The sequence below is a fragment of the Arthrobacter sp. R3-55 genome, assembly GCF_054161505.1.
This window is the reverse complement of the sequence record NZ_CP096423.1, coordinates 2,535,003-2,561,243: the sequence shown is the minus strand read 5'-3', so window position 1 is coordinate 2,561,243 and position 26,241 is coordinate 2,535,003. Positions and strand designations below refer to the sequence as shown.

Here is a 26,241-nt window from a genome sequence, read left to right as displayed (position 1 = left end):
TCCTGTTCTTCTGATTTTCTGAAAGGGAGTGGCAGGCAAAGTAGGAGCAGGCTATCCACAACCCGCCGTGGGCAGAGGGTGTGAAGTGCAACTTGGGGGACGGGGAATAGGTCAAGGTTTGGGTGAAAGAAGCGACCAGGGAGCGGCACACGAAACCTCGCCACGGTGCCCAAAGTGCCTTGCCGGGGAAAATGGAGTATCAGAATGACAAGTTGATGATGATGCGTCTTCTTCGGTGGCAGACTATTAAAACAGGCGGCATACGGAACGCTCTGCCTGTGGTCGGGAATGGGACAGCGACAAACAGCCAGGCTGATTAGAAGAATCTGTATCCTGCACGAGGGAGCATCACGAGCCCGGTTGGCATCCGACTCTGTAGAGGAGCCTCCGCGGCGATACTCGGTTGCCTCGCCGACCGAACAAGTGCGCGTTTCGGAACACCGGTGACTTAGCCGAACCGGGACCCGCAGCCTATGACTGTTCTCCGGAGACCTCGCGAAGTTCATTGCTTTCAGCCGGCGATTTACCCAGCAAATAGTCGGGTTGCTCCGCGAGATGTGGAGCAACCCGACTACCTGATTCAGTGATTCAGGCCAGGGCTCCGCTCAAACAGACCCGGAGCGCTTGTCTATTTAGCTGCGCCTGCGAGTGATTCATCAATTCCGTTGTCTTTGAGGATCTTGGCGATTGTTCCGTCGGCAAGCAGTGCTGTGATGTTCTCATTGAAGGCTTTGCTGAGGGTTTCGTTCCCCTTTGTGCTGGCGAGGACCACATTGCCGGGTTTCGTGGAAGCAGCGATTTGGTCGTCGGCTTTGAAGATGACCGACTTGAACTGGCTGTCCTGCGTCACGCGGTAGCTGCTTTCAGCTGTTGTGAAGATCCCAGCCTTGATGCGTCCGCTCTTAAGATCGGAGATCAGACCCGCTGCGTCGGGGTACTGGGTCACGTTGTCGTTGCCGAGGACGGCGCTGAGATCCTTGTTCCACAGGTACCCCTGGATGACGCCGATCTTGTTTCCTTGCAGGTCCGCGAGACTGGAAAGACCCGCCGGGGATAGTATCGCCATCCCGTCACGGTACATCGTGCTGCTGAGATTGAGCTGCGCTGCTCGTTCTTCTGTGAAGTAGATTCCTCCGATTGCAACATCGGCGCGCTTGGAGTCGACGGACTTCAGCAGAGCGGGGCCGTCGACGGGAGTGGCCTTCACTTCAAGGCATTCCTTTTTGGCGATGGCCTTGACGATTTCGCCGTCGACACCTCCCAGGTTTTCGCCTCCGGCGCCAAGCTCGCTGTAGGGGGGCGTGACCAACACGCTCACCTTGAGGGTTCCCTTGGTAACAGTGGTCATGTCTGGGTGGGCTGGTGTGCAGCCCGCCGTCGCGGCGCCTTCCGCTGCGGGGGAGGCACAGCCGGCCAGGGCGAGACCGCTGATTAGTAGTGCGGTGGGAATCAATGCGGACTTATGCAGGGACTTCATGGTTCTCCTCGTTGAGGGTGGAAACGGAACGGGCAGTGCGTGTGATGCGGCGGCGCCTGTAACCGGAGATGGACCGGGTGCAGACAATGACGGACAGAGTAAAGATTGCGTAGATGGCACCTGCCGTAAGTAGTGCGGGTGTCCATTCGAAGGTCAATCCGGCGATCATGTAAGCCTGCCCTAGTAGTTCCGGAACGGTGATGGCATAAGCCAATGCCGTGGCTTGGAAAATTCCAATGGAGAGACCGATCAAAGGCGGGACAACTTTCTGGATAGCCTGCGGGAGGACAACAAGCAGCAGCTGTTTTGACCATGAAAGGGCCAGGGCCGAGGATGCTTCGAACTGGCCAACAGGTACCTCTTTGATGCCGGCGCGCATAATCTCGCTGGAGTAGGCGGCCGTCGTGAAGGCCAGGCCGATGGCCCCGGCGGCGAACGCGCTCGGTAGGAGTCCAGCCTCAGGCAGTCCGAAGTACACGAGATACAGGACAATGATGCTGGGTACGCCACGTCCCAACTCGACGATGGTGATCATGACGTAACGGATGAAACGGTTGGCGCTGAGGGAAACTACCGCGAACAAGGCCCCCACGGGCAGTCCGATCAGCAGGGCTAGGGCGGCAAGTAGCAGAGTGGTCCAAAGGCCGGAAAGGTAGGCCGGCCAGTTTTCCGCGATGAAGTCCAGATAGCTCATGCGGTCTTCAGCTTTCGTTCGATCCAATGCGCACTGCCTCGCGCGGCCGCAGCGATGGGAACGCTTAGGAGCAGGTAGAAGGCGGCGGCGGCGAGGAAGGGAATCAGCGGGTCTCCGCTGGTTCGGGCTGTTTGATTGGCGAGGAATGTGATGTCCACGGCTCCGATGATCGAGGCCGCGGCGCTGTCCTTGAGGAGTCCTATTGCGAAGGTCGCTGAGGGAGGAATAGTAAGCAGAACGGCTTGGGGAAGGATCACGCGGATCATCATAGGAATGCGTCCGAGACCAAGGGCGTTGGCGGCCTCCCATTGTCCGGCAGGAACAGCGTCAAGGGCGCCCCGGTACACCTCTGCAAGGTAGACGGAGGAAATGATTGTGAACCCGACGATTGCTGCCTGGAAAGTGTCGAGGGGGATGAGGTCGGACCCGACCGCATAGAAAATGATGAACAGCCACACCAAGGAGGGGACCGATCGCACCCCTTCAACGATGGCGATTCCGGCTGCCTTGGCGATGGGGTTGGTGGAACGCCTCAGGGAAGCGATGGGCAATGCGAGGACGGCGCCGAACAGGAATGAAAGCCCGGTGATCGCCACTGTGGTGCCAATGCCCCGCGATATGACCAGAAGGGCGTCGATCATCGGTCCCGCACCGCCCGGAGAAATTGTTGGGTGCGGGTGTGCTGCGGATTCCGGATCAGCTCTTTCGAGGTGTTCTCTTCGACGACCCGGCCGTCTGCCATAAAGACGATGCGGTCAGCGACCTCCTCGGCAAAGTGCATCTCATGCGTCACCACGACCATGGTCATTCCTTCACCGGCGAGCCTGCGCATGGTGTTCAGGACTTCGATCCCGAGTTCGGGATCCAGTGCCGATGTGGGCTCATCGAAGAGCATCAACTTCGGATCCATGGCCAGGGCCCGGGCGATGGCGATTCTTTGCTGCTGCCCGCCGGAGCAGGTGTTTGGTTTCTTGTCGGCGAACTCTTCAAGGCCGACGTGTCGCAGTTCCTTTAGTCCGCGGGTGCGGGCCTCTTCTTTAGTGCGTCCAAGGGCGTGCACTTGGGAGAGCATGACGTTTTCAAGTGCTGTGAGGTGCGGGAACAGGTTGAAGCTTTGGAAGACCATCCCGACGTCTTTGCGGAGTCGTATCAGGTCCTGTTTGGTGGGGGATTCGGCGGTACTGATGCTTCGATCCCCGATTCGCAGGGTGCCATTGGAAGGGTGCTCGAGGTAATTAATGGAGCGGAGCAGGCTGCTTTTACCCGCCCCGGAGGGGCCGATCAGGGCAACCACCTCGCCAGCCGCAACTTTGAGGTTGACGTTGTGGACGACCTGGTGGTCGCTGTAGCTAATGCATACGTTTTCCAGTGAGAGCAGACTCGCCGACGAGTTCGCTCCCTGGGGCAGGACTTCAGGGGCTGATTCAGGTAACACGAGACTCACCGATTGGCCTTTCCATGACGACATTTCATGTATCTATTTCCTCAGCAACAGTGCTGCGGCGGCTTGTTCACAGTGCATTCATCTGGATGCCCCTCGTCGACATATGTCAGTATACGTGAGACGCATCACATGGTATAAGGCTTCTGTGAACGTTGGAGGAACCGCGTGCCGACCGCTTAAGGCAGGGACCAGGCGCCAAAACCGATTGCTGCATCCGGAATTCAGGCGCCGTGCAGATGCTCTTTGACGTGGAACTGCCCCGGGCCTCATCTCAGCGTTTGAGTCCGAACCCCGGTGCTTCGTGAGCCATTCCTGTTCATATGGAGCGGCTAAAAGCAGGCGAGCACGCCGTGATGGAGGTGTAATTGAGCTGCTCACCATATTTGGGGGATCCGACCTGCTTCAGGACTGGCCAAGTCCTTGTCCTTGCCGTTCGCAGATTCGCCTGATGCCTTGAACCGTCGTCCGTCTTCCGGCATTTGTAGGGCTCTTAATCGGGGAGGCGGACCATTGGTAGAGGCAAGGTCCCTGTAGCCTCGTAGGGTTCCTCAATTTGGAACGGGAGTACACCATTGAAGACCGAATATCAGACGATCGTGATCGGCGCCGGGGCGATCGGATCCACGACGGCGTACCAGCTGGCCCTCAAGGGTCAACGGGACGTCCTTGTCTTGGTACAGTTCCAACTCGGGCACCCACTGCGAGCGTCTGAGGACCATTCCCGGATTACTCACCACAGCTACCACCACAACGGATATGCCCGCCTGACACGGTCAACGTTCGGTTCGTGGCAAAGGCTCGAAGAGGCAAGTGGGCAGCAGGTTGTCATCCGGTACGGGCGGCTTGGACATCGCGTTGAAGGGACTCCGGGCGAGAGATCGCTCAACAATTTACCGCCAGGTCATGGCAAGCCAACGGGGTGCCCTTTGAGGCGCTGGACAAGACAGGGCTCGCTGACCGGTTCCCGCAGTGGAGCCTAACCGAAGACCAGATCCGGGCAACATTTCAGGACGAATCCGGCATCATCGACATCCGCCGCTCCCGACGGGTCGAAAAACCACATCCGCCGCCCGCGTTATCACTGACGATGCGGTTCTCTCTGCACAATGCGTCATCCTCTGCACGGCCTAGTGCGCGGACGAGCTACTCGGACGGTTTGGACAAGCAGGGGGACGACTATCTGCCTGGGATAAGTGCTCTATCTCGCCCCCCATTTGAAGGACTTGTCCGTTGGGAACTTCCCGGTGGGCCTTGGCTCGGGCGGGACCCTTTTTACGGGTTCCCGGTCAATGGAGAGGTCGCCTGGTCCCGGGGTATCGGACAATCTCTTGGGAATGGGCGCCGGACACGCGGGTAAGTTTGTCGCACGCTTGGGAGAAATCCTTGCCGAACTGGCCCCCAGGACGGTCCACCCATTCGGTCAGTGCCTTTTAGGCAGACCGCCCTGCCTTGGTTGGCCCCACCCAGACACCGGTCCTTAGCCTCGGGAATCAGTATCCCTGTGTCATAGGCCCTCGAGCCTGCGTCGTGCTTTCAGCCATAAGTGCAGCAGGAGTCTGGTGCCTCCGTCCTCCAGGCTAAGCCCCGACGTTTCCTGGAAACGTCCCAGCCGGTAGTAGACAGTTGTGCGGTGAAGGTGCATTTGCTCGGCGGTTCGGATCACGTTGCCTGCCTGGTCCAAAAAAACCTCCACAAGTTCCAGCATGTCAGCGCACCGCGATTCAACGGTTCGGATCACGTCGGGAACCAAATGCGGGCGCGCCTGTGGCGAGAGCAGGGCATCAAAAAGCACCTCGAGAGAGTCCTCGCCCCAAACTTTCAGCTCGGCGCCGACCCGGCGGGCTAGGTGCGCGGCCTGCTGCGCCCGGTCGAATGATGTGGCGATGTCGGCGAGATCCTGCTGCGTAGTTCCGATGCCGATGTGGACATGGCGTCCCCGTTCAGGGCTGAGCCGTTTGAGCTCCTTTAAGACTCTGATGCCGATTTCACGCAGTTCGCCCTCTGGATAGGTGGTTCGGTGGCCCAAGATCACCACGGAGTCGTTATCGCTCACACCGGTCATGGTCATTTTACTGGCCCGCGAACGGACAAGATGGTGGAATGCCCTGCCGAGAAGGGTGGCAGCACTTTCGGTCTCTGATTCATTCCCGACAATGTTGTCAGCCGAGACGGCGAACACAGTGAAATGGGTCGCTCCCTTGAAGAAGCCGAGATCCATCGCATCCGTCGCCGCTAATTGTCGGTCATGAGGATCAGGCGAGAGCAGGGAGAACGCCAGCGTCTCCATCTCCTGGGTCTCGTCCGCCTCGGCCTGGACCTTGCGCGCCAGGATCTCCCGGACCTTGAGCGCCGCCGCGTTGGCGACACCGACTTCCTCGGCCGACATCGGGGTTGCTTCCATGACCCACATGAAGCCCAGCAATTCATATCGTGACCACAAAGGGTAACAATGCCGTGCGTTATCGGCGCCAATCTCAGGCTTGGGACCGAGTCGCTTTGGTGCGCGCCAAGTCCGGACGCCAGCGGCGAGTACGTAGTCCCGCGCCCGACCACTAACCCGCCGTGTTGTCAGCGATTCCAACCGGACGCGGTCCGCATCTTCGAAATGAGTGCTCGATGCGACCAACGCAAGATCTGCATCATCGACGGCGACGGAGCGGTGCAAATCCTGCGCGAGCGCTTCGATAACGTCCTGCACCGTTTCCATACTCTCGGGATCTCCTCACAACTTTTTCGACAATTGTAGCAATCACGGTCGCAATTCAGAGACAGTATGCCAACGACCGGGCATGGTCTCCTCGGCCAGCATTGATTTCAGAACTAGAGAGGAGGGCACCATGCCCTTGGGTTACACCCACATCATTATCGGCGCCGGAGCCATCGGATCGGCGGCAGCGTACTGGCTGTCTCAGCGTCCAGGGACCCGCGTCCTCGTCATCGAGCAGTTCGACCTGGTCAACACGCTAAATTCCTCAGGAGACCACTCCCGCATAATCCGCCATGCCTACCACAGCACGGGCTATACGAAACTGACTCCTTCCATGTTTGAGGCATGGTCCCATGTCGAGGAACGCTCCGGTCTGAAGCTTTACATCAAGACCGGAGGCCTGGACCTGGCCACAGCGACGGAGCAAAGCCTACTTGAGCTGAACAATTACCGGCTAGCCATGTCAGCCGAGGGCATTGACTATGAAGACCTCACAGCAGATGAAATCCGTGCCCGCTACCCCCAGTGGCGGATCTCCGATGACATCACCGGCATGTACCAAGAGGCCGGCGGGATCATCGACATCCGGAAGTCGGTGGCAGCGCATACGTCCCTGGCCATGGCCCACGGCGTTGATTTCCTTGCCCACACGAAAGTCACTGGCGTCGACATCCGTTCGACATCCGTCACGGTCAAAACGGCCGGAGGCGACTACCATGCCGACAACCTGATCGTGGCCGCATCGTCCTGGTTGGGGGACTTAATGCCGGATCTGGGACTGAATTTCCGGCTATCTCTTTCCCAGGAGCAGGTCAGCTACTTCACCTCGCGCAACCTTGCTGAGTACACGCCGGAGAAGTTTCCAATTTGGATCTTTCACGACGACGACCAGCCGTTCTACGGGTTCCCTGTCTACGGCGAGGCAGCCATCAAACTCGCCCGCGACATGCGCGGACATTTCATCTCGAGCGAGGACCGCGTCTTCGAGGGCGACGACACGGAAGCGTCCATCCTTCGCGGCTTCCTTGAAAAGTACCTCCCGGCAACGGCGGGTCCTACGTACGCCAGCAAGACCTGCGTGTACGACATGCCCCCGGACCGGGAATTTGTTCTGGACACCCTCCCCGAACACCCCCACGTGGCCGTGTTCAACGGCGCCGGCCATGCCGGCAAATTCGCCAGCCTGGTCGGCAAGATCCTGACGGAGCTCGTCACGGACGGCAGCACTCCGCTCCCAATCGAATCATTCAGTCTCCTCCGACCAGCCATCACCGATCCGAATTTCGAGCCGGTTTTCCGACTCGTCTCACAGAACCAGGACTCCCAATCATGACGACCACCATGCGCGCCACCGACATACCCGCGGCAGAACTCGAAGAATCGCTCCTCGCACCCCCCAGTGCACAGCCTCTCTCCGGGGACATCACGGTGCGGGGTCGTCTGGCGTTCACCACCGATGACAAGAAAATCCTGTCCGGGGTCTGGGAATCAGAGCCTGGAGTCTCCCGGTGGGAATTCCACAACCGCGGGGAAATCATCACCGTCGTCGAAGGCCGGATGACAGTGGCCCAAGACGGAAAAGACGCAGTGCAGCTTTCCGCAGGCGACTCGGCCTACTTCCCGGTCGGCTGGACAGGCACGTGGACTGTCCACGAACGGCTACGCAAAGTCTTCGTTGTCTACGCCGCCTAACAAACCAACCCCATCGAAAGGAACAAATGACATGAGCGATATCTCCTTGGAACAAGCCCAGGCCGTTGTGAGTGCCGCACTGGCAAAGTCCGCCGAGATCGGTACGTCGATGAACGTGGCCGTCGTTGATGCTGGCGGCAACCTGAAAGCCTTCGGGCGGCAGGACAGCGCCTGGCTCGGCAGCATCGACATTGCCCAGAAAAAAGCACGCACCGCCCGATTCTTCGAGATGGACACCGGCGTCATCGGTGAGCTGTCCCAGCCAGGTGGCCCGCTGTACAACATCGAAGTCTCCAACGGCGGCCTGATTACTTTTCCAGGCGGTACCCCGCTGGTGATCGACGGAAGAACTATCGGAGGCGTAGGCGTCAGCGGCAGCACCGTCGACCACGATCACATCGTCGCCAAGGCCGGAGCATCCGTCCTCACATAGCAAGCAGGCGGGTGGTGCAGGTTCCTTACCCGGAACCTGTACCCCCGTAGGCCCCCCCATCTACGGGCGCTGCCCAGGACGGGACAACCCTGCCGGGAAGTGAACCTGACAGCAATGGCCCTTGGCCTCGCTGCGGCGACCTTCACCGTCACGCAGGCCCGGACGTTCAACTACCAACATGCAAGGTGCGCTCTTCTATGACTCTACAATCTCTCAATCTCTCAACCGCAGTAGCTAAGGTGGTGCATCAGCGTTCCAGCGTCCTCTTCGGACTCATGGGCAATGGCAACGCACATCTGATCAGCTCTCTGACGAGCAGTGGATTCCGCTACGTCAGCGCACGGCACGAAGCCGGCACTGTGGCAATGGCCGATGCATACTTCCGGGCTTGCCGTGAGATTGCCACCAGCACAGTGACCTACGGGGCAGGCTTCACAAACTCGCTGACATCGCTGGCGGAAGCCAGGCTCGCTCGGATACCGCTGGTGTTGATTGTGGGCGATGCGCCCACAACCGGGCCGCGGGCCTGTGACATCGATCAAAATCTGGTCGCTGCTGGCCTTGATGTTCCAACATTCGTCTTGTCCACTGAGAACGTTTCCGCCACAGTGTCAGAGGCATACGACATTGCGCTGAGGGACAGCGTACCCGTCATAGTCTCGATTCCCTTTGACCTGGTGACCGCACCAGTCGACGCCGATGACGAACCGATCCGTCCCGCGCCAAGTGCCAAGGCCAGCTGTGTGCCGGATGGGGACGCAATTGCTGCCGTGCTCAAGGCGCTGCTCGCCGCCAAGCGTCCGCTCATCCTTGCCGGACGGGGAGTTGTCGAATCACCAGGGTCCGCCGAAAGCCTGCGCGATGCCGGAGATCGGCTTGGCGCGCTTTTCGCTACCTCCGTCATGGCCCGGAATGCATTCGATTCGCCTTGGGATCTGGGAGTCTTCGGAGGCTTCTCGCAGCTCCCGTCAGCGGAAACCATGCGCCAGGCTGACGTTGTTGTAGCGGTAGGGGCGAGCCTGAACATCTTCCAAACACGTTACGGAACCCTGTTCGGTCCGGATGCTCTACTCATACAAATTGATACGCTGCCCGAAGCGACCTCCGAACGCGTGAACTTGTACGTCCAGTCCGACGCTGCAGCGTTTGCGCAGCAGCTCCTCAGCGAAATAGAGGACGACCACGGGCCAAAATGGCGGGCCGATTACTCCGGACGGCCTCCGCAGCACCCCCTGCACCCTGACTCGGTCGGAAATATGACCGAAGACGGACGCCTTGACCCCCGGCCCTTCACCCTGGCACTTGAAGACATCATGCCTAAGAACCGCACAGTCGTGCAGGATGGCGGACACTTCTCCGGCTGGGTACCGATGTACTGTTCCATCCCCGACCCGCAGGGACTGATGCTCGTCGGGACGGCATTCCAGACAATCGGACTCGGTTTCCCGGCGGCTGTCGGCGCGGCTGTTGCCAGACCCGATCGAACTACCGTCCTGGTGACCGGAGACGGGGGCGCTCTGATGGCCCTGGCCGACATGGAAACCTTCATCCGCACAGCCCGAAGCGGTTTGGTTGTCGTCTTCAACGATGCCGCCTATGGTGCCGAACTACACCAGTACGGTGCCCGCGGACTCGACAAAACCGCGATGCTCATCGACGAGGTGGACTTCGCCGCGCTAGGGCAGGCCTTCGGCGCTCAAAGCATAAAGGCCGGTTCCCTGGCCGATCTGGATCGAGTACGACAGTGGGTGGAGGCTGGCGCAGAGGGCGTGTTCGTTCTCGATATCCCCGTGTCCCAGACCGAGGTAGCCCCTTACATGCGGGAAAGCGTCGAGCTGGCCATAGCCCGCGAACGCCGTCTGGCAGACGTCTAACAGTCCAAAGAACCACCAACGGTTTCCGCCGTTCCACCATCGCGGCGTCCACTGAACGCCTTGCCCTAGGAGACACCAATGAACATCGGACAACGTCCAGGCCTGGAACTCGTCCCTGCCTATAAACAGGGACGAGCAGCAAAAGTAGTATCCCAGCACTCATACAAGCTGTCCTCGAACGAAAACCCCTACGAGCCCCTAGCCTCAGTGAAGGCAGCGTTGGAAAGGGAACTCGGCCAAATAAACCTGTATCCGGACATCTCAGCCAAAGCGCTCATCCAGCGGCTCGCCGATCGGTTCAGCGTAAGCCCGGAGAATATCGCCCTCGGCGCCGGCTCGGTTGAGGTCGCCTCCCAACTCATCCACGCCGTGGCCGGCCCCGGTGACGAAGTCATTTTCGCGTGGCGCTCATTCGAGGCCTACCCGTCTCTGGTACGTATCGCGGGGGCCGTCCCTGTTGAAGTTCCCTTGGATCCGGAAGCACGGCACGACCTCACGATGATGGCTGATGCGGTCACCAGCAAAACCAGGCTGATCTTTATTTGCAACCCGAACAACCCGACCGGCACGACCGTCAGTACGGATGAACTGGATGTCTTCCTGACGAAAGTACCCGCGAACGTCCTGGTGGTGATCGATGAGGCATACCTTCACTTCAACCTCGACCCCACCACCGCGGTTGGCATCGATTTCTATCGAAGGTATCCCAACATCGCCGTTCTCCACACGTTTTCCAAGGCCTACGGGCTGGCCGGCCTCCGGCTTGGCTACGCCATCGCCGACCCCGAAGTAATCGGAAACCTCCGAAAGGTCGCCGTGCCCTTCGCAGTTACGTCCCTTGCCCAAGCAGCCGGTATCGCATCCCTGGATGCAGAACACGAACTCCAAGAGCGAATAGATCAGCTGACCAAGAACAGGTCGGCACTCATCGAGCAACTCAAAAGAGCGGGGCTTCATGTAGGGCCGTCCGAGGGCAACTTTGTTTGGGCCGCCACGGGTCCCGACACACTCCGAATCTCTGCTTATCTCGAAGGGGCCGGGGTAACAGTCCGCGCCTTCCCCGGAGAGGGCATGCGCATTTCCGTCGGAACCCCCGAAGCGACGGCCGCCGCCGTGGCGGCCATAGAGCTGGCCTTGGCCGAAGATGACCGCTCAGCGGCAGCGCTGATGTAGCCGTCGCCGGCAGTGCCATCTACAGTGCAGCCTTTCACGCTCTGGCTGCTAAGGAACTTGCAGCGGCCATCGCCTAAGTCGGTCACCTTGGCGAAAAGGTGATTCTTCCGAGGTTGAGGGCCGCTGCATCCATGCCCGCAAGGAGACAGGGCGCGGTCGCAGCTACTTTCGGCGGCTTTGACCATCTAAGTCGAGCAGAAATGCCCATGCAGCGAGAAACACACGCGGCGGAGCCGCCGGAAGGAGTCCTCATGAAGCGCCGACGAAATAGCGGGTCTGTCGAGCGGGTACAAAGCGTGACCACCGAGCGGCCGAAACCTCCGGGGATGTGCCGGCAGTGGACCTTCTTCAAGCAGGGGGATCGTGTTGAAGTTTGGTCCATGGATTCGTTCCTGTTCACGGCTTATGTGGACGACCGTACCGAGGATGGGGAAGTCCTATGGGTCATTGAGGAGCGCATAGGCACCCGCCGGCTCTTGCTCCGCAGCGACGATGCCACGCTGTATCCCGTCTAGATTCCTGGCCGTCTGGCCGCCGAGGGAGTCCAGCTGGCTGCTATCCAGCATCGAATTTTGAACTGAAAGAACGCAAGTCATGCCAACCCAAGCCATCGGACACGTAGAACTCTTGGTTACTGCGAGGAGCCAACTACACGAGTTACTGACGGGCGCCGAGGCAATTCTTCGCCCAATTGCAATTGCTCACGGCGCCCTCGGCATCCTGGTGACCCGACACGATCCGCGTCGTTACACCGTCGCACTAAGCGACAGTGTTCCCTTTGGAGAAACACACGAGCAAATACTCTCCTGAGCTCGTCGAAAGCACGCTGCACCCAAGTACCGGTCGGCACCCACCCCCGGGGGCAGTTCCGGAGTCCCATGTCAAAGAAACGCGACAGACCGAGCCAAAGAAAGTACCAATGCCTTACAACAACTTGGAACCCGGATCAGGCCACGGAAGGAATCCCCTGAGGGATCCGCGCGACCGCCGTCTGAACCGGATCGCCGGCCCTTCCTCGTTGGTGCTCTTTGGGGCGACCGGGGATCTTGCCCGTAAGAAGCTCATGCCGGCCGTGTATGACCTGGCGAACCGGGGGTTGTTGCCGCCGAGTTTCGCGTTGGTGGGCTTCGCGCGCCCGAGCAGAAGCGACGAGGACTTCGCTGCCGAGGTGAAGGAATCGGTGCAGTCCTATGCGCGGACGCCTTTTGATGAGGCGGTGTGGAACCAGTTGTCCGAGGGAGTCCGGTTTGTGCAGGGTGAGTTTGACGACGACGACGCGTTTGAGCGTCTGGGTGACACGATCGCGTTGCTGGACGAGGAGCGCGGGACGCGAGGTAACCACGCGTTCTACCTGTCGATCCCGCCGAAGGCGTTCGAGCAGGTCTGCCGGCAGCTGTCCAAGCACGGTCTCGCTCAGGCGAAGCCGGGCCAGTGGCGTCGCGTGGTCATCGAGAAGCCGTTCGGGCACGATCTCGAGTCGGCCCGGCAGTTGAACGACATCGTGGAATCGGTGTTCCCGGCTGATGCCGTGTTCAGGATCGACCATTACTTCGACGGCTCGCCTCAATCGGAATACACCTGGCCCCGGCTCAGCACGGTCGCCCAACCCGTAAAGGACCCGGCACAGGCCGCCCTGAAAAGCCCTCCTGGCCTCGCCCGGAGAGGAAACGCGGACCAAAATCTTCCCCGCCGAGCGTGTGCTGCGCTATTCCTGCGGCTGCCACTGACAGAAAGTTACCCTCCGGCTGCGCGAAAGGAGAACCCCGCCGGTGGAGGGTCGGCACGCCCCAGCACAGGGGAGAAGTCGCCCCATCCGGGCCGTGACTTCCGTCCCGAAATGACTTGGCCCGCACAGGTACCGGTGCCCAACGCAAAGCTATTGGCCCTGAGTCGGTAGGGCTGAATGACCCATGAGTAGGTCCTCCCCAAGCTCACGGGTCATCGCTGATGCCACCCCACCCGAAAAACTTGGTAGGCGGGTCACTCTCGAGCTCACGGATAATTGCCAACCTTTACCTCGCCTTTCACTCGACAATGTTGTTGCTTTGAGGCAAGCCATGCACGAATCGCGCGATCCATCCTTAGAAACGTCCAGCTGGCCCAGCACAGTCATGACCTCCGGGCGGAGCTAAACCGAGGCTCGAAGCAGTCAACCGAGCAGGCACTTCGCTAAGTCTTTGGGCGCCGACCGGCCTGCTCCACCAAGTCAGCAAACCAGGGCCGGTGCCCGCGGTGGAATACTATCCCGTCGGGCAGTCCCTTGACGATCGCGGCGGAACCGGCGATGTCGATGGTGATCCGGCCGCCCGCCATTGCCGCGTTGGTGATGTGCAGGTCACCGTAGGACTCCGGGAGGACCGGTTCCATCCACAGACCGCCCCGAGACACATGGGCGTCATACCGCATCAGGCTTCTGATCAGCTGGATCGGGGTGGTCGCGGCCCAAGCTTGCGGTGAGCATGCCGTCGGATAGGGAACCGGCCCTGTGAACTGGTCCCGGCTGAAGCCGCAAAATAGTTCCGGCAGCCGACCATTGGAGTACTCGGCCGCCTCCAGCAGGGCTGTGGAGATCCGTTGCGCTTCCTCCACAAAGCCGTAGCGGACCAGCCCGGCCACGATGATCGCATTATCGTGCGGCCAGACCGACCCGTTGTGGTAGCTCGCGGGGTTGTAGGCGCCCATGTCACGTGCCAGGGTCCGCACGCCCCAGCCGCTGAACATCTCCGGGGACATCAGACGTTCGACCACCTGCGGCACCTTGTCCACGTCAATGAGGCCAAGCAGCAGGCAGTGGCCCATGTTGGAGGCGCATGCGTCGACCTGCCGCTTCTTGCCGTCCAAGGCGACGGCGAAGTACCCCCGCTCGGCCATCCAGAAATGCTCGTTGAACCGTTTCTTCAACGCTGCCGCCCGATCAGCGAGCTCGTCACCAAAGGCCGCGTCACCGGCGTCGTACGCCATCCATGCGCGAGCTATGTATGCGTCGTAGACGTAGGCCTGAACTTCGCAGAGCGCGATCGGGGGCTCGGCAATCGTCCCGTCGGCGAAGTTGATGCCATCCCAGGAGTCCTTCCAGCCCTGGTTGATCAGCCCCTGAGGGTTGAGGCGCTCATACTCGACGAACCCGTCGCCGTCTTTGTCCCCATAGTCGCGGATCCAGTCCAGGGCCCGATCGGCGTGTGGCAGCAGCGCCGCGATCGTATCCGCTGCGAATCCCCATCGGCTCACTGACGCAAGAACAATCACGAACAGAGGAGTCGCGTCCACACTTCCGTAGTAGATGGACTTGCCTCCCAGGGACAACCCGCTGGAGACATCTAGTCTGACCTCGTGCAGGATCTTGCCCGGTTCCTCCTCGCTCGTCGGATCCACGACGCTGCCTTGGCGGTCCGCCAGCGTCTGGAGCGTACCTAGGGCCAGGGACGGATCCACGGGCAGCGCCATTTCCGAGGCCCAGAGCGAATCCCGGCCGAACAAGGTCATGAACCAGGGCGCCCCGGCGGCCACCACTATACGGTCCGGATGGTCAGGGTCCTCGATGCGGAGGGCGCCCAGGTCGTCGTAGCTGCGCCGCAAGGTCCGTTCGATCGAGCGGTTTCCCAATCTGCAGCACCGGGATCTTGGCCACCCATTCCTGCCGGCGCCGATCGCTCGGGGACACTCCGTCGCCGTCAGCATGGTCGAACGCCGCCGCGGCACCGGCCCCCTCCGCGTGGGGCACAACGGTGATCACAGTGCGCCACTGCCCGTGCGGCGGAACGGTCACACAGTACGTCAGAGCTTCGGGCGTGACCTCGGCTCCAGGCGCCTGGACGGTGACGCCCTTCCAGACCTCCTGGCAGAGACCCCGGATGCTCAGCGCATCGCCGTCCACGTGGCGGGTCTCGTCCCAGCGCCGACGGATCCGGGCCTCCTTGACCTCGAAAAGGTCCGCGAAATCCGCCTCAACCCGCAGGCAGACCGCACACTCGGCCGGTTCTCGGGAGTAGTTGCGGACGGTTACCTGCTCTTGGATTCCGGCCCCCACTTCGCGCAGCCGCTCGACGATCAGTGGGCTGTCCGCATACCCGTCCGAGCGGGGGACGCGCCCGGCGAATAGCGCCCGGTATGGCTCCTTCGCCTCTGCGGCGAGGGGCTCCAGCGGCTGGCCGTTGATGGTCAGGCTCCAGCCGGACAGGATCCGGGTGTCAAGGACGAAAAGACCGTGCGGATGTTCGGGATCGATGTCCCCGTTTGCCAGGGAGATGCAAAAGGACGATCCCTCCACCAACGTGACCGCCCCGGCCCCCAGCGGGCCGGCCGCCGTATCAGCGTTCCATCCAGCCATTCCGGTCCCTTCCAGGTCTACGAAAACTGGCAGGGCGTGCCTTGGATTCATAGGTGACGCCGCTACATTCGCCGCCAGATTCTGCAACCGACGCTACTCTTGCTTGCTCGACGATGCCAGAGCCCGCGTTGCCTTCCGGAGTCAGTTTCTCCGCCCGGGAACGGGCCTCTGCCCTGCGATGAGCGCCAAGCCCCTTCGTGCGCATTCAGAAGCGGCGGCGCAGTCGGTATGCACGAGAATCCTGTGCCGCCTTCGTGAACGAAAGCCGCTTGACCGGCACCGCGTCGTCCGTTGTGCGCTTGGGAGTGTTCCATTCGAAGCGCATCTGGTTCGGATTATCGCCGAATGTGCATTGGCAGAATTGACCCATCCATAGCCGGGAAGGGTCAATTAGGCGCAGAACATCGCCAAGGCATTGCTGTAGGAGCGCAAGCTGGTCGGGCTGATCGGCTTCACACCGGAGCGCAGGTCAGTGAGGAACCATCGACGTCCACCGGGCGCCACTGCCAGGGAAACTCGCAAATCCGCTGCGCTTTGGACCCTGGCCGCGCCGTGGCTCGGTCCTCCCGAAATGAAGCCGCTTTGCAAGATCGGGTGTCGTCCACGATGAAGAGCCTTCCCTGGCGGTAGGGAGCCTGCGACGCCGCCAAGGAGGAGGAAATGAAAGACCGCCAATGAGCTGTTGACGATTTGTCTGGATTTCTTTCTATGGGCAGGAGTCGGTAGACGGCTTTATCATCGCCTCGAACGCGGGGCGGGCCGAAGGCTCTGCGCCATCGTAAATCATCGCGACGTGCTCTGCTGCGTCCCAATGAGGCCAGGGCGCAGCGTGATGGCGGACAAAGTGCACCCAGGCGGAGTGCATGACATCCGCCAGGGCTTGCGGTGGGTTGGGTCCGGTCGTGTCTTCCACGCGCTCCGCGTCGAGGTGGTCCCAGACGAAAGGTAGCTCGGCGCAGTGTAGGGCAAGGCCGGGGCCTGGTGACAGATAGCGGTAGTCGTACAGCCAGGTCGGCGCGCGTCTCGACGACGCCCATGAAACCATAGGGGACCGGATCATTGAATCTGTGACGAGCTGTGCGAGCAGCCCGGCCGGTCCTCCAGGCCCGGCATGGTGGCTGGCGCACCATGCCGGGCCGGCGCTGCCCAGTGCCGCGCTTACCGCGATTTCGACGTCCTTACGGCCCAAGCCGGCGACGAGCGAAGTGAACATCGGCGCCGCCAGCGCAAACTCATGCGCGCTCGCCCCGATGATGAGGGGCACGCTGCCACCTGGGCCAGCGGCCAGAGCTTCCCCGGGGGCGCAGGGAAGGACGTCTCCGTCTATATAGGGGGCGAACGGCAGGCGGAGTCCGCCGGTCGCGACGATGTCCTGTGTTGTGGCGTGAAGCTCTGAAGGCGTAGGCAGTTCCTGCTCGATGCGCGCTTGAAGGTCGAGGACGTGGTCCTCGGTGAGCGCAGCCAGAGCTGCGCGGGTGGAGGGTTTCCCTGCGAGTTCCGCGAGCCGTAGGCCCAGAGCTCGCGCAGACTTGAGGTCACCTACCCGTACCGGTGGCGACTGTGCGATGGCGGCATGGAAGAGTCCGGATGCGAGTGGCGAAGCGAGGAGGCAGAGGACCGACGCGCCGCCTGCCGACTGACCGGCAATGGTAACCCGGCTGGGATCGCCGCCGAAGGCCAGGATGTTGTTGCGGACCCACAACAAGGCGGCGATTTGATCTCTCAGCCCGCGGTTGTGTGGTGCGTTCTCGATCCAGCCGAAGCCATCGAAACCCAGTCGATAAGAGACCGAAACTGTAACCACGCCGTCCCGGTTAAACGCGGCGCCGTCGTACCATTCGCTTGAGGGTGAGCCGGCCTTGAAGCCTCCACCATGTATCCACACGAGGACAGGCAGCAGGGCGGCCTCATCTTTGGGGGCAGGGGTGAAAATGTTGACGTTGAGCGTCTCCTCTCCAGGGTAGGAGGGTTCGGGAATGGTGGTGACGTCGCCGAATGGACGGCGCTGGGGTGTCGCTCCGAACGTCGTGGCGTAGCGGACACCTGCCCAACCAGGGTGCGGTCCGGGTGCAGCAAATCGCAGTGGTCCGACGGGTGCTGCCGCGAACGGGAGGCCCAGATACGCCGCCGACGATCCTCGCCAAAAGCCGCGCACGCGACCCAGCTCTGTTGCCACAATCGGAGCCCCCGTGACTCCGCGCTGTCGGCGGGATCCCTGGTCGTGCATGCTGATAGCGTCACGCCCCTGGTTCTCGAGCGGGGTCCCGCCGGTGTTGACCGTTCCGGTCAGATGGTGCCCACGAGTGATAGCGGGCATTTAGCGCACCTTCCGGATTGGGAAAACGAACACCGACGAGAGGAGCACTAAGGCGATTGACCACACGAAGATTGACGCGTAGCCGAACATGGTGATGAGCGCGGCGTTAATAACCGGCGCCAACATTTGGGGCAAGTTGTTTGCGATGTTAATGACGCCAAGATCCTTGGCTGCATCCTCGGGGTTGGGAAGGACGTCCACGACCAGCGCTACGTCAGCGGCCAGGTACGAGCCAAAACCGATGCCGGCCACGATGGAGTAAAGCAGGATGCCGGTGGCAGTTGGCATCGCGAGCGGGATGGCCACGCCGACGGCGACCAGGATCGACGCGGCGAACACGAAGATTTTGCGGCGCTTATACCGGTCAGAGAGCCAGCCGGCGGCGAAGGTCGCCCCTATGCTCGCCGCGGCGCCCACGATTGACTGGACGCCCATGAATGCTCCAGCCTCAGCGGGAGGCATCCCGACGTAGCTCAGCAGGATGTAGAAGACATACATGACGATTCCCATGTAGCCGAGGAACATCATGAAGCGGCCTGCGAAGGCCCACGCGAAGTCCGGGTGCTTACGGGGGCTGATCCAGAAGCCTTTAAGGAACTGCCTCCAGCTGAAAGGCTGGACCTGGGCGGACTTGCTCGAAACGTCCGGGTTGAGTGCAACGAAAAGGAATGCGAGAACGATGACCGCCACAGCGAAAACCGCGTACGCCACGCCTAGCTGGAAGAGCAGGAGGCCAGCGATGGTGATTCCCAGCGTCATGCCGAGTGTGGAACCGACCCCGGAAAATGCAGATGCCTTGCCCCGGTCTTCTTTCGTGAGCCGATCCGAAATGGTGGCGGAGAGAGGGCTCTGGAGTGCATTCAGGGATACCTGCGCGAGGACCCACATGAGCGCGATGAGTCCAACGTTAAGCCCGATCCACGGGAGAAGGATGAGCATGAGCCCGCCGAGTACCGCACCGCCCACCATCCATGGCGCTCGGCGACCCCAGCGGCTGCGCGTCCTGTCTGAGAGCGCACCGACGATCGGTTGGACAAACAACGTCGCGAAACTTGAGATCGAGGTGACGACAGCCAGGTTCACTTCCTTGTGGCCTAGGTCCAGTGCAGCGATTTGGACCGGGAGCAGGACCGATCCGGCTGCCATGTAACAGGCGTAGAGCATGACCGTCAGGGTCATCATTGTCCAGAGGTACTTAGTGCGGGACCCGCCGGGAACCTTGGACGAAACACTTGATTCTAGGGATGGTGCTGTCTCGCTAATGTCGATATAGGGCGTGGGCTGAACGGCCATTGTCCTGCCTCTTTCGTTGTTTCGGTGGATGGATGGTTGCTGGGCTGATGAATCAGGGGAGTTAAAGGACGACGGCACCTGCGGGCATGCGATCGAGGGCTGAGGAACCCACCTCGATGCTGAAAGCACCTGGTTCGACGGCCCATGTATGGTCCTGCGTGCTCCAATGCTCGAAGGCGCGCGGCGGAACCGGCACCTCGATGCGCCGGGACTGGCCTGGGCTGAGAGAGACCCGCTCGAAAGCTGCAAGCCAGACGGCCGGGCGTTCAACGGCGGATTCCGGACGCGAGACGTACACCTGCACTACGTGGGAGCCTTCGCGGTTTCCGGTGTTCGTCAAAGTAACGCTGGCCGCACCTCCCACTATCGCCCCGCCGTCGAGCGTCAGTGCGCGGACGGACGGATCGGAAAGCCTCCATGTCGTGTATCCAAGGCCATGCCCGAAGGGAACGGCGGGCTCGATCTCCTGGCGCAGGTACGCCTTATAGCCGAGGTGCAGGCCCTCGTGATACTGCAGGGTGCCACGTGTGGGTACGTTCTCGGGCTGAATGACGCCTCCGGCAGCGGGCCACGAGGTCGGCATGCGCCCACCTGGTTCGGTGGCGCCCGTCATGACTTCGGCAAGGGCCGCCCCCATTTGCTGGCCAGGGAACCACACCAGAAGGACAGCCTTCGCCTTCTTCAGCCAAGGCATGAGGACGGGGGCGCCGGCATTGACGACGACGACCGTGTTGGGGTTTGCTTCGATGACTGCCTCGACGAGCTCATCCTGCCGGCCCGGCAGGGCGAGGCTGTCTCGGTCATATCCCTCGGACTCGACCTCCTCGGTGGTGCCCACGAGGACCAGGGCCGCATCGGAAGCTCGCGCGAGCTCCACAGCGGAGGCAATCTCGACCTCGTCCGTTTCGTGTGGCCCGTCCGCGTTGACGAGCGTAACCCACAAGGGGGCTCCGGCAGTCGGGTCGGTAACGGGGGAGTACGTCGTGGTCAACAGGACAGACTCACCCTTTTCAAAATGGTGTTCGATGAGAAGCTGTGGCGGCAGCATCAGCCCTTCGATCATGTCCGCACCCTCCCGAAGCTGCATGGTCTCGTCCGCCAGCACCTCGCCATCGAGCGCGACGGTGATGTGACCCACCCCTGACGCTCCGAACCGGTGTGTGCCCGAGCGTTCTGCGGTGACGCGCACGGTCGTCCGGACGGTGGCGACCTGAGTGGCCGAAACACCCGGTGCAAAGTCGTCCATCCAGACGAAGTGGCCGACACGGCGCACCTCGGTGAAGAGAACCTCAGCATCCGCCGCCAGGAAGTCAAGTCGCATGCCCTGCCCTGCCCGGTCTGGCAGTTGAGCCGCATCCCCTTCGAGGACGCCGGCCCGCTCGGAGGAACGGACGCCGAGGGCGGTTAGGACTCGGACATTGGGCAGCGCTGCCGAGAGTCCCTCCGCCGGGTGGACGACGTGCCGCGGCAGAACCTGGGCGGAGCCACCTCCCGCGATGCGTCCTCGAACGGCGTTGGGGCCGACGACCGCAAGTGAGGCTAGTTCGGCAGGTAGCGGCAACACCTTCTCGTTCTTCACCAGGACGAAGCCCGCAGCCGCGGCCTCCCGCATGAGCGCGTCCATCTGCTGGTCCGAAACAGTCGCCGCTGCAGAGTTTTTGTATCCCTCTAAAGCTCCTGTACGGGCGGCGAGCCGAAGGAGGCGCAAGACTTTATCGTCAATCTTGGCCTCGTCCACGTCTCCGGCGAGTACGGCGTCTACCAGGGCCTGGCCCCACGGCGAATGCGGGCCGGGCATGGCGAGGTCAAGTCCGCCCGTGGCAGCGGCGACCGTGGAGCGGGTCGCGAACCAATCCGACATGACGAGCGCGTCGGAGCCCCATTCTCCTTTGAGGACGTCGTCGAGAAGACCGGACTCGGTCATGGACGTGCCGTTGACCTTGTTGTACGAAGCCATATAGGACCACGGCTTAGCATCCCTCTCGATGTGCTCGAAGGGCGCCAGATACAGCTCGCGGAGCGTGCGCTCATCGACGACGTTATCCACGCCCATGCGATCGGTCTCCTGGTCGTTCGCGACAAAATGCTTTACACAAGCGCCGATACCCTGTGCCTGCACGCCACGCACCCACGCCGAGCCGATCACTCCAGAGAGAAGCGGGTCCTCTGAGTAGCATTCAAAATGACGACCGCCGGCCGGTGTCCGCTGCAGATTCACCGTAGGGGCCATGACGACGTCGACCCCCTTGCGGTGTGCCTCGGCGCCCATTGCTCGGCCGATCCGCTCGACGAGTCCCGGGTCCCAGCTGGCTGCGACGGCTGTGGGGGACGGGGCATTAGCCGACCATTCGCGATCGTCCCACTTCTCCCCGCGGACGCCAACTGGTCCGTCCGAGACCACGAAGCGCCGGAGGCCGGCCTTCGGTTCGGGTCCAATGGACCAAAAGGAACTGCCGGTGAGGAGGCGAACCTTCTCGGCCAGGTTTAAGCGGCTGACGCGTCCGCGCAGGGCGCCGTCATAAGGGCCATCTTCGGCGGCCCGGGGCGCGCAGTTAGCGACGCTCATATCAAACTCACTTTCACGTGTCAGTTAATCGTGTCAGTTAGACTATGGGCAAGATGCCATATGCGCAAGGGTGTGGCTTGGAGGATTGAGGAGTAAATGATGCGAGCTACGAGCAAGGACGTTGCCCATGAGGCGCAGGTTTCCCGCGCGACTGTCAGTTACGTGCTCAACCGCACTCCCGGGCAGACCATCCCACTGGCAACACGCCAGCGCGTGCTCGATGCGGCGGCACGGCTGGGCTATACGCCCGATGCGTCAGCACGGGCTTTGCGCTCGGGCACCTCGAGCCTGGCCCTGTTGGTGTCAGAGGAGCTCCCGTTCAGCGTCACCATCGGCCGCCTCGTCGACCGCCTGACCCGCGGGGCTGTTGAACTTGGACTGTCTCTCGTGACGTGGCAACGCGGAGAGGGTGAGGATCTAGCCTCGACGCTCGCCAACCTGCGTCCGCGCATCGTGGTCGCGATGGTCGGTCTCAGTAAGCCAGAACGAACACTGCTCGAGAATGCGGACATTCCGGTTGTCGACCTCGCCGCAGGTGGGGCCCTCATTCCCTATGGGCTGATCACGGGACAGGTCCAGGTCCAGAGACTGGCCCTGTCAGGGCACCGGAGCCTCGCTGCGGTCACCACGACGAACCCTGCGCTCTCAGTCTTTGCCAATTCCCGACTTGAGGGCGTACGCCGGGGTTGCCATGAGCTGGGTCTCCCCGAACCGGAGGTCCTTGAACTCGACGACCCTGACGAGGCTGCCACGGACCGGATTGCAGATGCGCTTTCCACATGGCGGGCCGGTGCGGACCCTGTGACCGGAGTGTGTGCCTATAACGATGTCTACGCTGCTGCCTGCCTGGCGGCTGCTCGCTCTCTCGAACTTGATGTTCCTGGTCAAGTAGCAGTGGTCGGCGTGGACGACGAGCCGATGGGACTGTTCACGTCGCCGGCTCTCACGACTGTCCGCCTACGAATGGATGAGGTGTCGGACGCCGCCCTCGAGCAACTGCGGCTCGCTCTGGCGGGTGAAATTCTCCGTCCCCGCGGTTCATCCCTCCACGTCGAACTCATCCCGCGCGGAAGTGCTTGATGACGGGCCGGGCAGCTCGGCGTAGGCAGGATATCCTGTGGCTTGTCAGACCAGTTGGCGTGATTGACAAGACAGGTGGCGGCGTTGAGCCGGTCCGGACGGATCCGGGCCCGGCTGGGGTAACCCCAGTTTGATGGGACAGCGGCAACAGGTGGGCATCAAGCCCTTCGAGCGGGCCTCCTCGGACTGACATAGTCAGTCGAGGAGGCGGCACGATTTTTACTGCCCTCGGCGATATGTGTCTGCGGCGCGGCGCACTCCGAGCGTCAGTTCAGCGCGGCGGCGATCGAGTGGGCAATCGGAGTTGTGGGCCGGCCCGTCAAGTTGGCTAGCACGCCATTAGTCATGGCGAGCTCTCCCATTTCGATGGAGGCCTCGACAGCCGTCAGGACGGATGCCAGTGGTGTGGGGAACCCGGCGCGGCCGGTGAGGATGCCGAAGTAGTCGTCGACTGAGACAGGCTGGTAGCTGATGTCTTTGCCGGTCTGCCGGCTGAGCTCGACTGCGTATTCGGCAAAGCTCCAGGCGGTGTCGCCGCTGAGTTCGTAGGTCTTGTCCTCGTGGCCTTGGCCGGTGAGTACCGCCACGGCGGCAGCGGCGTAGTCGGCCCGGGAAGCTGAGGCGACAAGTCCCTTTCCTGAGGCCTGAGTGACCGTGCTGTACTGGAGCACGGGTGCCAGATGCTCGGTGTAGTTTTCGTTGTACCAGCCATTGCGCAGCAGCGTATAGGGCAAGCCGGACTCTATGATCGCGGTCTCGGTGTCCCTGTGGTCCTCGGTGATGGGGCCGTTCAGGGCGCCCAGGGCACTGGTGTATGCGAAGAGGGCGACCCCGGCAGTTTTCGCGGCATCGAGCACTATCTTGTGCTGGCTGACGCGGCCATTGTGGAACTCGCTGCTGGAGATAAGGAGTACCTTGTCTCCTGTGGAAAAGAGACCGTCAAAGGACTCGGGGGTGTTGTAGTCGGCGATAGCGATCTTCACTCCGCGGGCCGCGAAGCCTGCGGCCTTCTCCTCGCAGCGGACGACGGCGGTGATTTGCTCGGCCCGGACTTTCTCGAGTAGGCCCTCGATGACGTAGCGGCCTAGATTTCCGGTGGCGCCGGTGACGACAATGCTCATGTTCAGTTACCCCTTGTTGTGGTCGCTATTTGCACCTTCAGCCTAAAAGTGGCCTTTCCCTTTTAGAAGTACCCACTTTGAAGTAAGGTACTGGCATGAGTGGAAGTGGGACAACGCTCGTGGACCGGGTTCGGAACTACGACGGTGACACGATGTGCCCGCACGGGTTGCTTCTGGAGCACGTTACTAGCCGCTGGGGTACCTTAGTCTTGATCGCGCTGCTGGAGCGGCCATACCGCTTCAGCGCGTTGCGCCGGGAGATCGGCAGGGTCACAGAGAAGATGCTTGCCCAGACCCTACAGACTCTGGAGCGCGATGGCCTTGTCCACCGCGATGCCAAGCCCGTGATCCCACCCCACGTGGACTACTCACTTACGGACCTTGGCCAGGAAGTCGCCGATCATGTCAGCGTCCTTGCCCGGTGGACCGACCACCGGATAGCTGCCGTGCAGAAGGCACAGGCGGTATACGACGCAGCCAAGGCGTGATCCGCATTCTGGGTGCTTTCGCGCTTCGGATTAGTCGGGTCCCAGGGAGGTCCGCCACCGGATAGGGGCCGCCCGGAGTTGCTGGCCACTGGGCCGGCTTCCGATCCGAAGCACTCGACCCGTGATGTGAGGCCCGCGGACGTATTCGCGGGTGCGTGAGCCGGGCAGTTCGTTGTGGGTGGTGTTTGGTGCGGACCAGGACGGCGTGCACGGTCGAGGCCGGAATGCCCAGCCGCCCGGCGATCTGCACCGGCCCCAGCCGCTTGCGCCACCGCAGGGCAACGATGCGTTTGACCAGTTTCCCCGGGGTCCGGTTTGGGGCTGCGGCGGGGACGGGATGACTTGTCACCCTTTCCTTCGGGCCCGTGTTCGAGGTTGCGGGTGACCCAGCGTTTAGCGGTGGGCCAGGAGACCAAGTAGTGCTTGGCTGCCTCGGTGATCGTCCAATGCTGTCCAACGACCAATTGGGCGAGCTTCAAACGGGCTTTTGGGGTCAACATTGCGTTAGCGTGGGACACGAAGGCCTTCTAGGTGTGCAGCGGTTTCTTAGACAGCTCCACTCCACACCGGGAGGCCTTCGTCATCCCGGAAATCTCACGCCGTGACCTCACACGGCCTCAACCAACCTCCCTGGGCAGTACAACTAGACCGATCCACGCCTCCACTCGCGGACATTCTCGGAACTACGAAACGCAATTTGACGGCGGCTCCGTCACTCACGTCATCAGCTACACACCCGATGCCTAACTTCCGCGTCTGGTTCGGACGGGAGACACAGGTATTTTTGCCTGAGCGACTATTCGATGGCTGACCCTACGGAATAACTGCGCCGCCAAACACAGGCTAGCTGTAGTGTCCCGCCAGCCGCGTCACCAACCAACCGGGTTACGTGGCTTCGAATACCTGATCTCTCACAAGCCAATATTGCGCCGGGGGTAAAGCCCGGCCGTGGAGCAGGCCTCGATCAGATGCGTCACGTACGAGTGCGTCAGAGTGTGCAGCGTCAGGTCCTCCGGAAGCCCGGCGCTTGTCGCACCCGCGGGAACGAACGGTCGAAGCTGCGGAAGACAGTCGACCTGGAGCGCTCAGATGGCCACAGGCTGGCCGACCGGTCAGCGGTGGGGAATCGTGCGCCGTCAGACCCCGATGTCACACGCAGCCGATCGTTCACGTGGAGGTATCGCTGCATCCACGTAAACTATGCCAACATCAGAAGTCTGATTGTGAGACGCTCTTCAGCTACTTCTACTCCCGCACAATCAAGGCCGATAACGGACGATATGTCTTGTTGGGGACGCAGGAGCGCGCCGAGCGGTTCGTTTGGGTGTCCGCGGAGACATGACATAACTCATCGATCGCCAGTACGGTGCCGTCAAACCGCTTTCGGTGGGTGCTTCTCAAGGGCGGACCGCAGTGGCCCGTGCGCGCACAAAAGGGTTGGATCCGAGCCATTCAGGACTCGAGGGGCGCTCCGACGTTAACGACCACGACGGCGGGAGGTAACCTCCCGCCGTCGTGCGCTGTTCGGCTTGGTGCCTCGCGTTGTTGGCGAGGC

The 26,241-nt window shown here is 61.6% G+C and carries 19 protein-coding genes and 2 pseudogenes; 10 read left to right on the top strand and 11 right to left on the bottom strand.

Translation table 11 applies throughout. The annotated features are described in order from the left end of the window. Positions 1-628: 628 nt before the first annotated feature. Genes M1D51_RS11850 through M1D51_RS11835 form a run of 4 tightly spaced genes read right to left on the bottom strand, consistent with a single transcriptional unit; the run spans position 629 to position 3,615 of the window. Positions 629-1,477 carry a substrate-binding periplasmic protein gene (locus M1D51_RS11850; protein WP_458106616.1) on the bottom strand — a complete coding sequence of 283 codons (849 nt, stop codon included), beginning with the start codon at positions 1,475-1,477 and terminating at the stop codon, positions 629-631. Then, entirely contained in the window at positions 1,461-2,171 is a 711-nt protein-coding gene (locus M1D51_RS11845; RefSeq protein ID WP_458106615.1) for an amino acid ABC transporter permease, read from the bottom strand. The genes M1D51_RS11850 and M1D51_RS11845 overlap by 17 nt, the downstream gene beginning before the upstream one ends. Next, entirely contained in the window at positions 2,168-2,812 is a 645-nt protein-coding gene (locus tag M1D51_RS11840; RefSeq protein WP_458106614.1) for an amino acid ABC transporter permease, read from the bottom strand. The genes M1D51_RS11845 and M1D51_RS11840 overlap by 4 nt, the downstream gene beginning before the upstream one ends. Then, positions 2,809-3,615 carry an amino acid ABC transporter ATP-binding protein gene (locus M1D51_RS11835; protein WP_458106613.1) on the bottom strand — a complete coding sequence of 269 codons (807 nt, stop codon included), beginning with the start codon at positions 3,613-3,615 and terminating at the stop codon, positions 2,809-2,811. The genes M1D51_RS11840 and M1D51_RS11835 overlap by 4 nt, the downstream gene beginning before the upstream one ends. 596 nt (positions 3,616-4,211) lie before the next feature. Here M1D51_RS11835 and M1D51_RS11830 point away from each other — a divergent pair. After that, positions 4,212-4,595, top strand: coding sequence for an FAD-dependent oxidoreductase (locus tag M1D51_RS11830; RefSeq protein WP_458109582.1), 384 nt, complete (start codon positions 4,212-4,214; stop codon positions 4,593-4,595). A gap of 524 nt (positions 4,596-5,119) precedes the next feature. Here M1D51_RS11830 and M1D51_RS11825 read toward each other — a convergent pair. After that, complete coding sequence (locus tag M1D51_RS11825; protein ID WP_458106612.1) at positions 5,120-6,322, bottom strand: PucR family transcriptional regulator; 1,203 nt, start codon at positions 6,320-6,322, stop codon at positions 5,120-5,122. Between the two features lie 130 nt (positions 6,323-6,452). Here M1D51_RS11825 and solA point away from each other — a divergent pair, with 130 nt between their 5' ends. The 7 genes and pseudogenes from solA to M1D51_RS11790 all read left to right on the top strand — a co-directional run. Next, positions 6,453-7,655, top strand: coding sequence for an N-methyl-L-tryptophan oxidase (gene solA, locus M1D51_RS11820; RefSeq protein ID WP_458106611.1), 1,203 nt, complete (start codon positions 6,453-6,455; stop codon positions 7,653-7,655). Beyond that, complete coding sequence (locus M1D51_RS11815; protein WP_458106610.1) at positions 7,652-8,014, top strand: cupin domain-containing protein; 363 nt, start codon at positions 7,652-7,654, stop codon at positions 8,012-8,014. Before solA ends, M1D51_RS11815 begins: the two co-directional genes overlap by 4 nt. A gap of 31 nt (positions 8,015-8,045) precedes the next feature. Next, complete coding sequence (locus M1D51_RS11810; protein WP_458106609.1) at positions 8,046-8,447, top strand: GlcG/HbpS family heme-binding protein; 402 nt, start codon at positions 8,046-8,048, stop codon at positions 8,445-8,447. Between the two features lie 197 nt (positions 8,448-8,644). Next, positions 8,645-10,321: a thiamine pyrophosphate-binding protein gene (locus M1D51_RS11805; RefSeq protein ID WP_458106608.1), complete on the top strand. Its 1,677-nt coding sequence runs from the start codon at positions 8,645-8,647 to the stop codon at positions 10,319-10,321. 78 nt (positions 10,322-10,399) lie between these two features. Next, a complete protein-coding gene (hisC, locus tag M1D51_RS11800; RefSeq protein ID WP_458106607.1) occupies positions 10,400-11,494 on the top strand; it encodes a histidinol-phosphate transaminase in 1,095 nt (364 codons plus the stop codon). 380 nt (positions 11,495-11,874) lie between these two features. After that, entirely contained in the window at positions 11,875-12,009 is a 135-nt protein-coding gene (locus tag M1D51_RS11795; protein WP_458106606.1) for a hypothetical protein, read from the top strand. 404 nt (positions 12,010-12,413) lie between these two features. Then, positions 12,414-13,043 (top strand): annotated as a pseudogene (locus tag M1D51_RS11790) (glucose-6-phosphate dehydrogenase); the annotation flags it as partial. Positions 13,044-13,663: 620 nt separating this feature from the next. Here M1D51_RS11790 and M1D51_RS11785 read toward each other — a convergent pair. The 4 genes and pseudogenes from M1D51_RS11785 to M1D51_RS11770 all read right to left on the bottom strand — a co-directional run bounded on the left by M1D51_RS11785 (position 13,664) and on the right by M1D51_RS11770 (position 21,997). Continuing rightward, a pseudogene (locus tag M1D51_RS11785) lies at positions 13,664-15,821 on the bottom strand (amylo-alpha-1,6-glucosidase). A 706-nt stretch (positions 15,822-16,527) separates the two neighbouring features. Next, positions 16,528-18,138, bottom strand: coding sequence for a carboxylesterase/lipase family protein (locus M1D51_RS11780; RefSeq protein ID WP_458106605.1), 1,611 nt, complete (start codon positions 18,136-18,138; stop codon positions 16,528-16,530). Beyond that, complete coding sequence (locus M1D51_RS11775; RefSeq protein ID WP_458106604.1) at positions 18,139-19,320, bottom strand: MFS transporter; 1,182 nt, start codon at positions 19,318-19,320, stop codon at positions 18,139-18,141. Between the two features lie 172 nt (positions 19,321-19,492). Further along, complete coding sequence (locus M1D51_RS11770; RefSeq protein ID WP_458106603.1) at positions 19,493-21,997, bottom strand: glycoside hydrolase family 3 protein; 2,505 nt, start codon at positions 21,995-21,997, stop codon at positions 19,493-19,495. A 96-nt stretch (positions 21,998-22,093) separates the two neighbouring features. Between M1D51_RS11770 and M1D51_RS11765 the strand changes: the two genes are divergently transcribed. Further along, a complete protein-coding gene (locus tag M1D51_RS11765; protein ID WP_458106602.1) occupies positions 22,094-23,077 on the top strand; it encodes a LacI family DNA-binding transcriptional regulator in 984 nt (327 codons plus the stop codon). 266 nt (positions 23,078-23,343) lie between these two features. Here the strand turns inward: M1D51_RS11765 and M1D51_RS11760 are convergent, their stop codons facing one another. Continuing rightward, positions 23,344-24,198, bottom strand: a complete 855-nt coding sequence (locus tag M1D51_RS11760; protein WP_458106601.1) for an NAD(P)H-binding protein — start codon at positions 24,196-24,198, stop codon at positions 23,344-23,346. 95 nt (positions 24,199-24,293) lie between these two features. Here M1D51_RS11760 and M1D51_RS11755 point away from each other — a divergent pair, with 95 nt between their 5' ends. Further along, positions 24,294-24,686, top strand: coding sequence for a winged helix-turn-helix transcriptional regulator (locus M1D51_RS11755; protein WP_458106600.1), 393 nt, complete (start codon positions 24,294-24,296; stop codon positions 24,684-24,686). On the opposite strand, the gene M1D51_RS11750 is transcribed toward M1D51_RS11755, so the two are convergent. Then, positions 24,599-25,186 (bottom strand): helix-turn-helix domain-containing protein, encoded by a 588-nt coding sequence (locus M1D51_RS11750; RefSeq protein WP_458106599.1) that lies wholly within the window; start codon positions 25,184-25,186, stop codon positions 24,599-24,601. The genes M1D51_RS11755 and M1D51_RS11750 overlap by 88 nt on opposite strands. Positions 25,187-26,241: the final 1,055 nt, after the last annotated feature.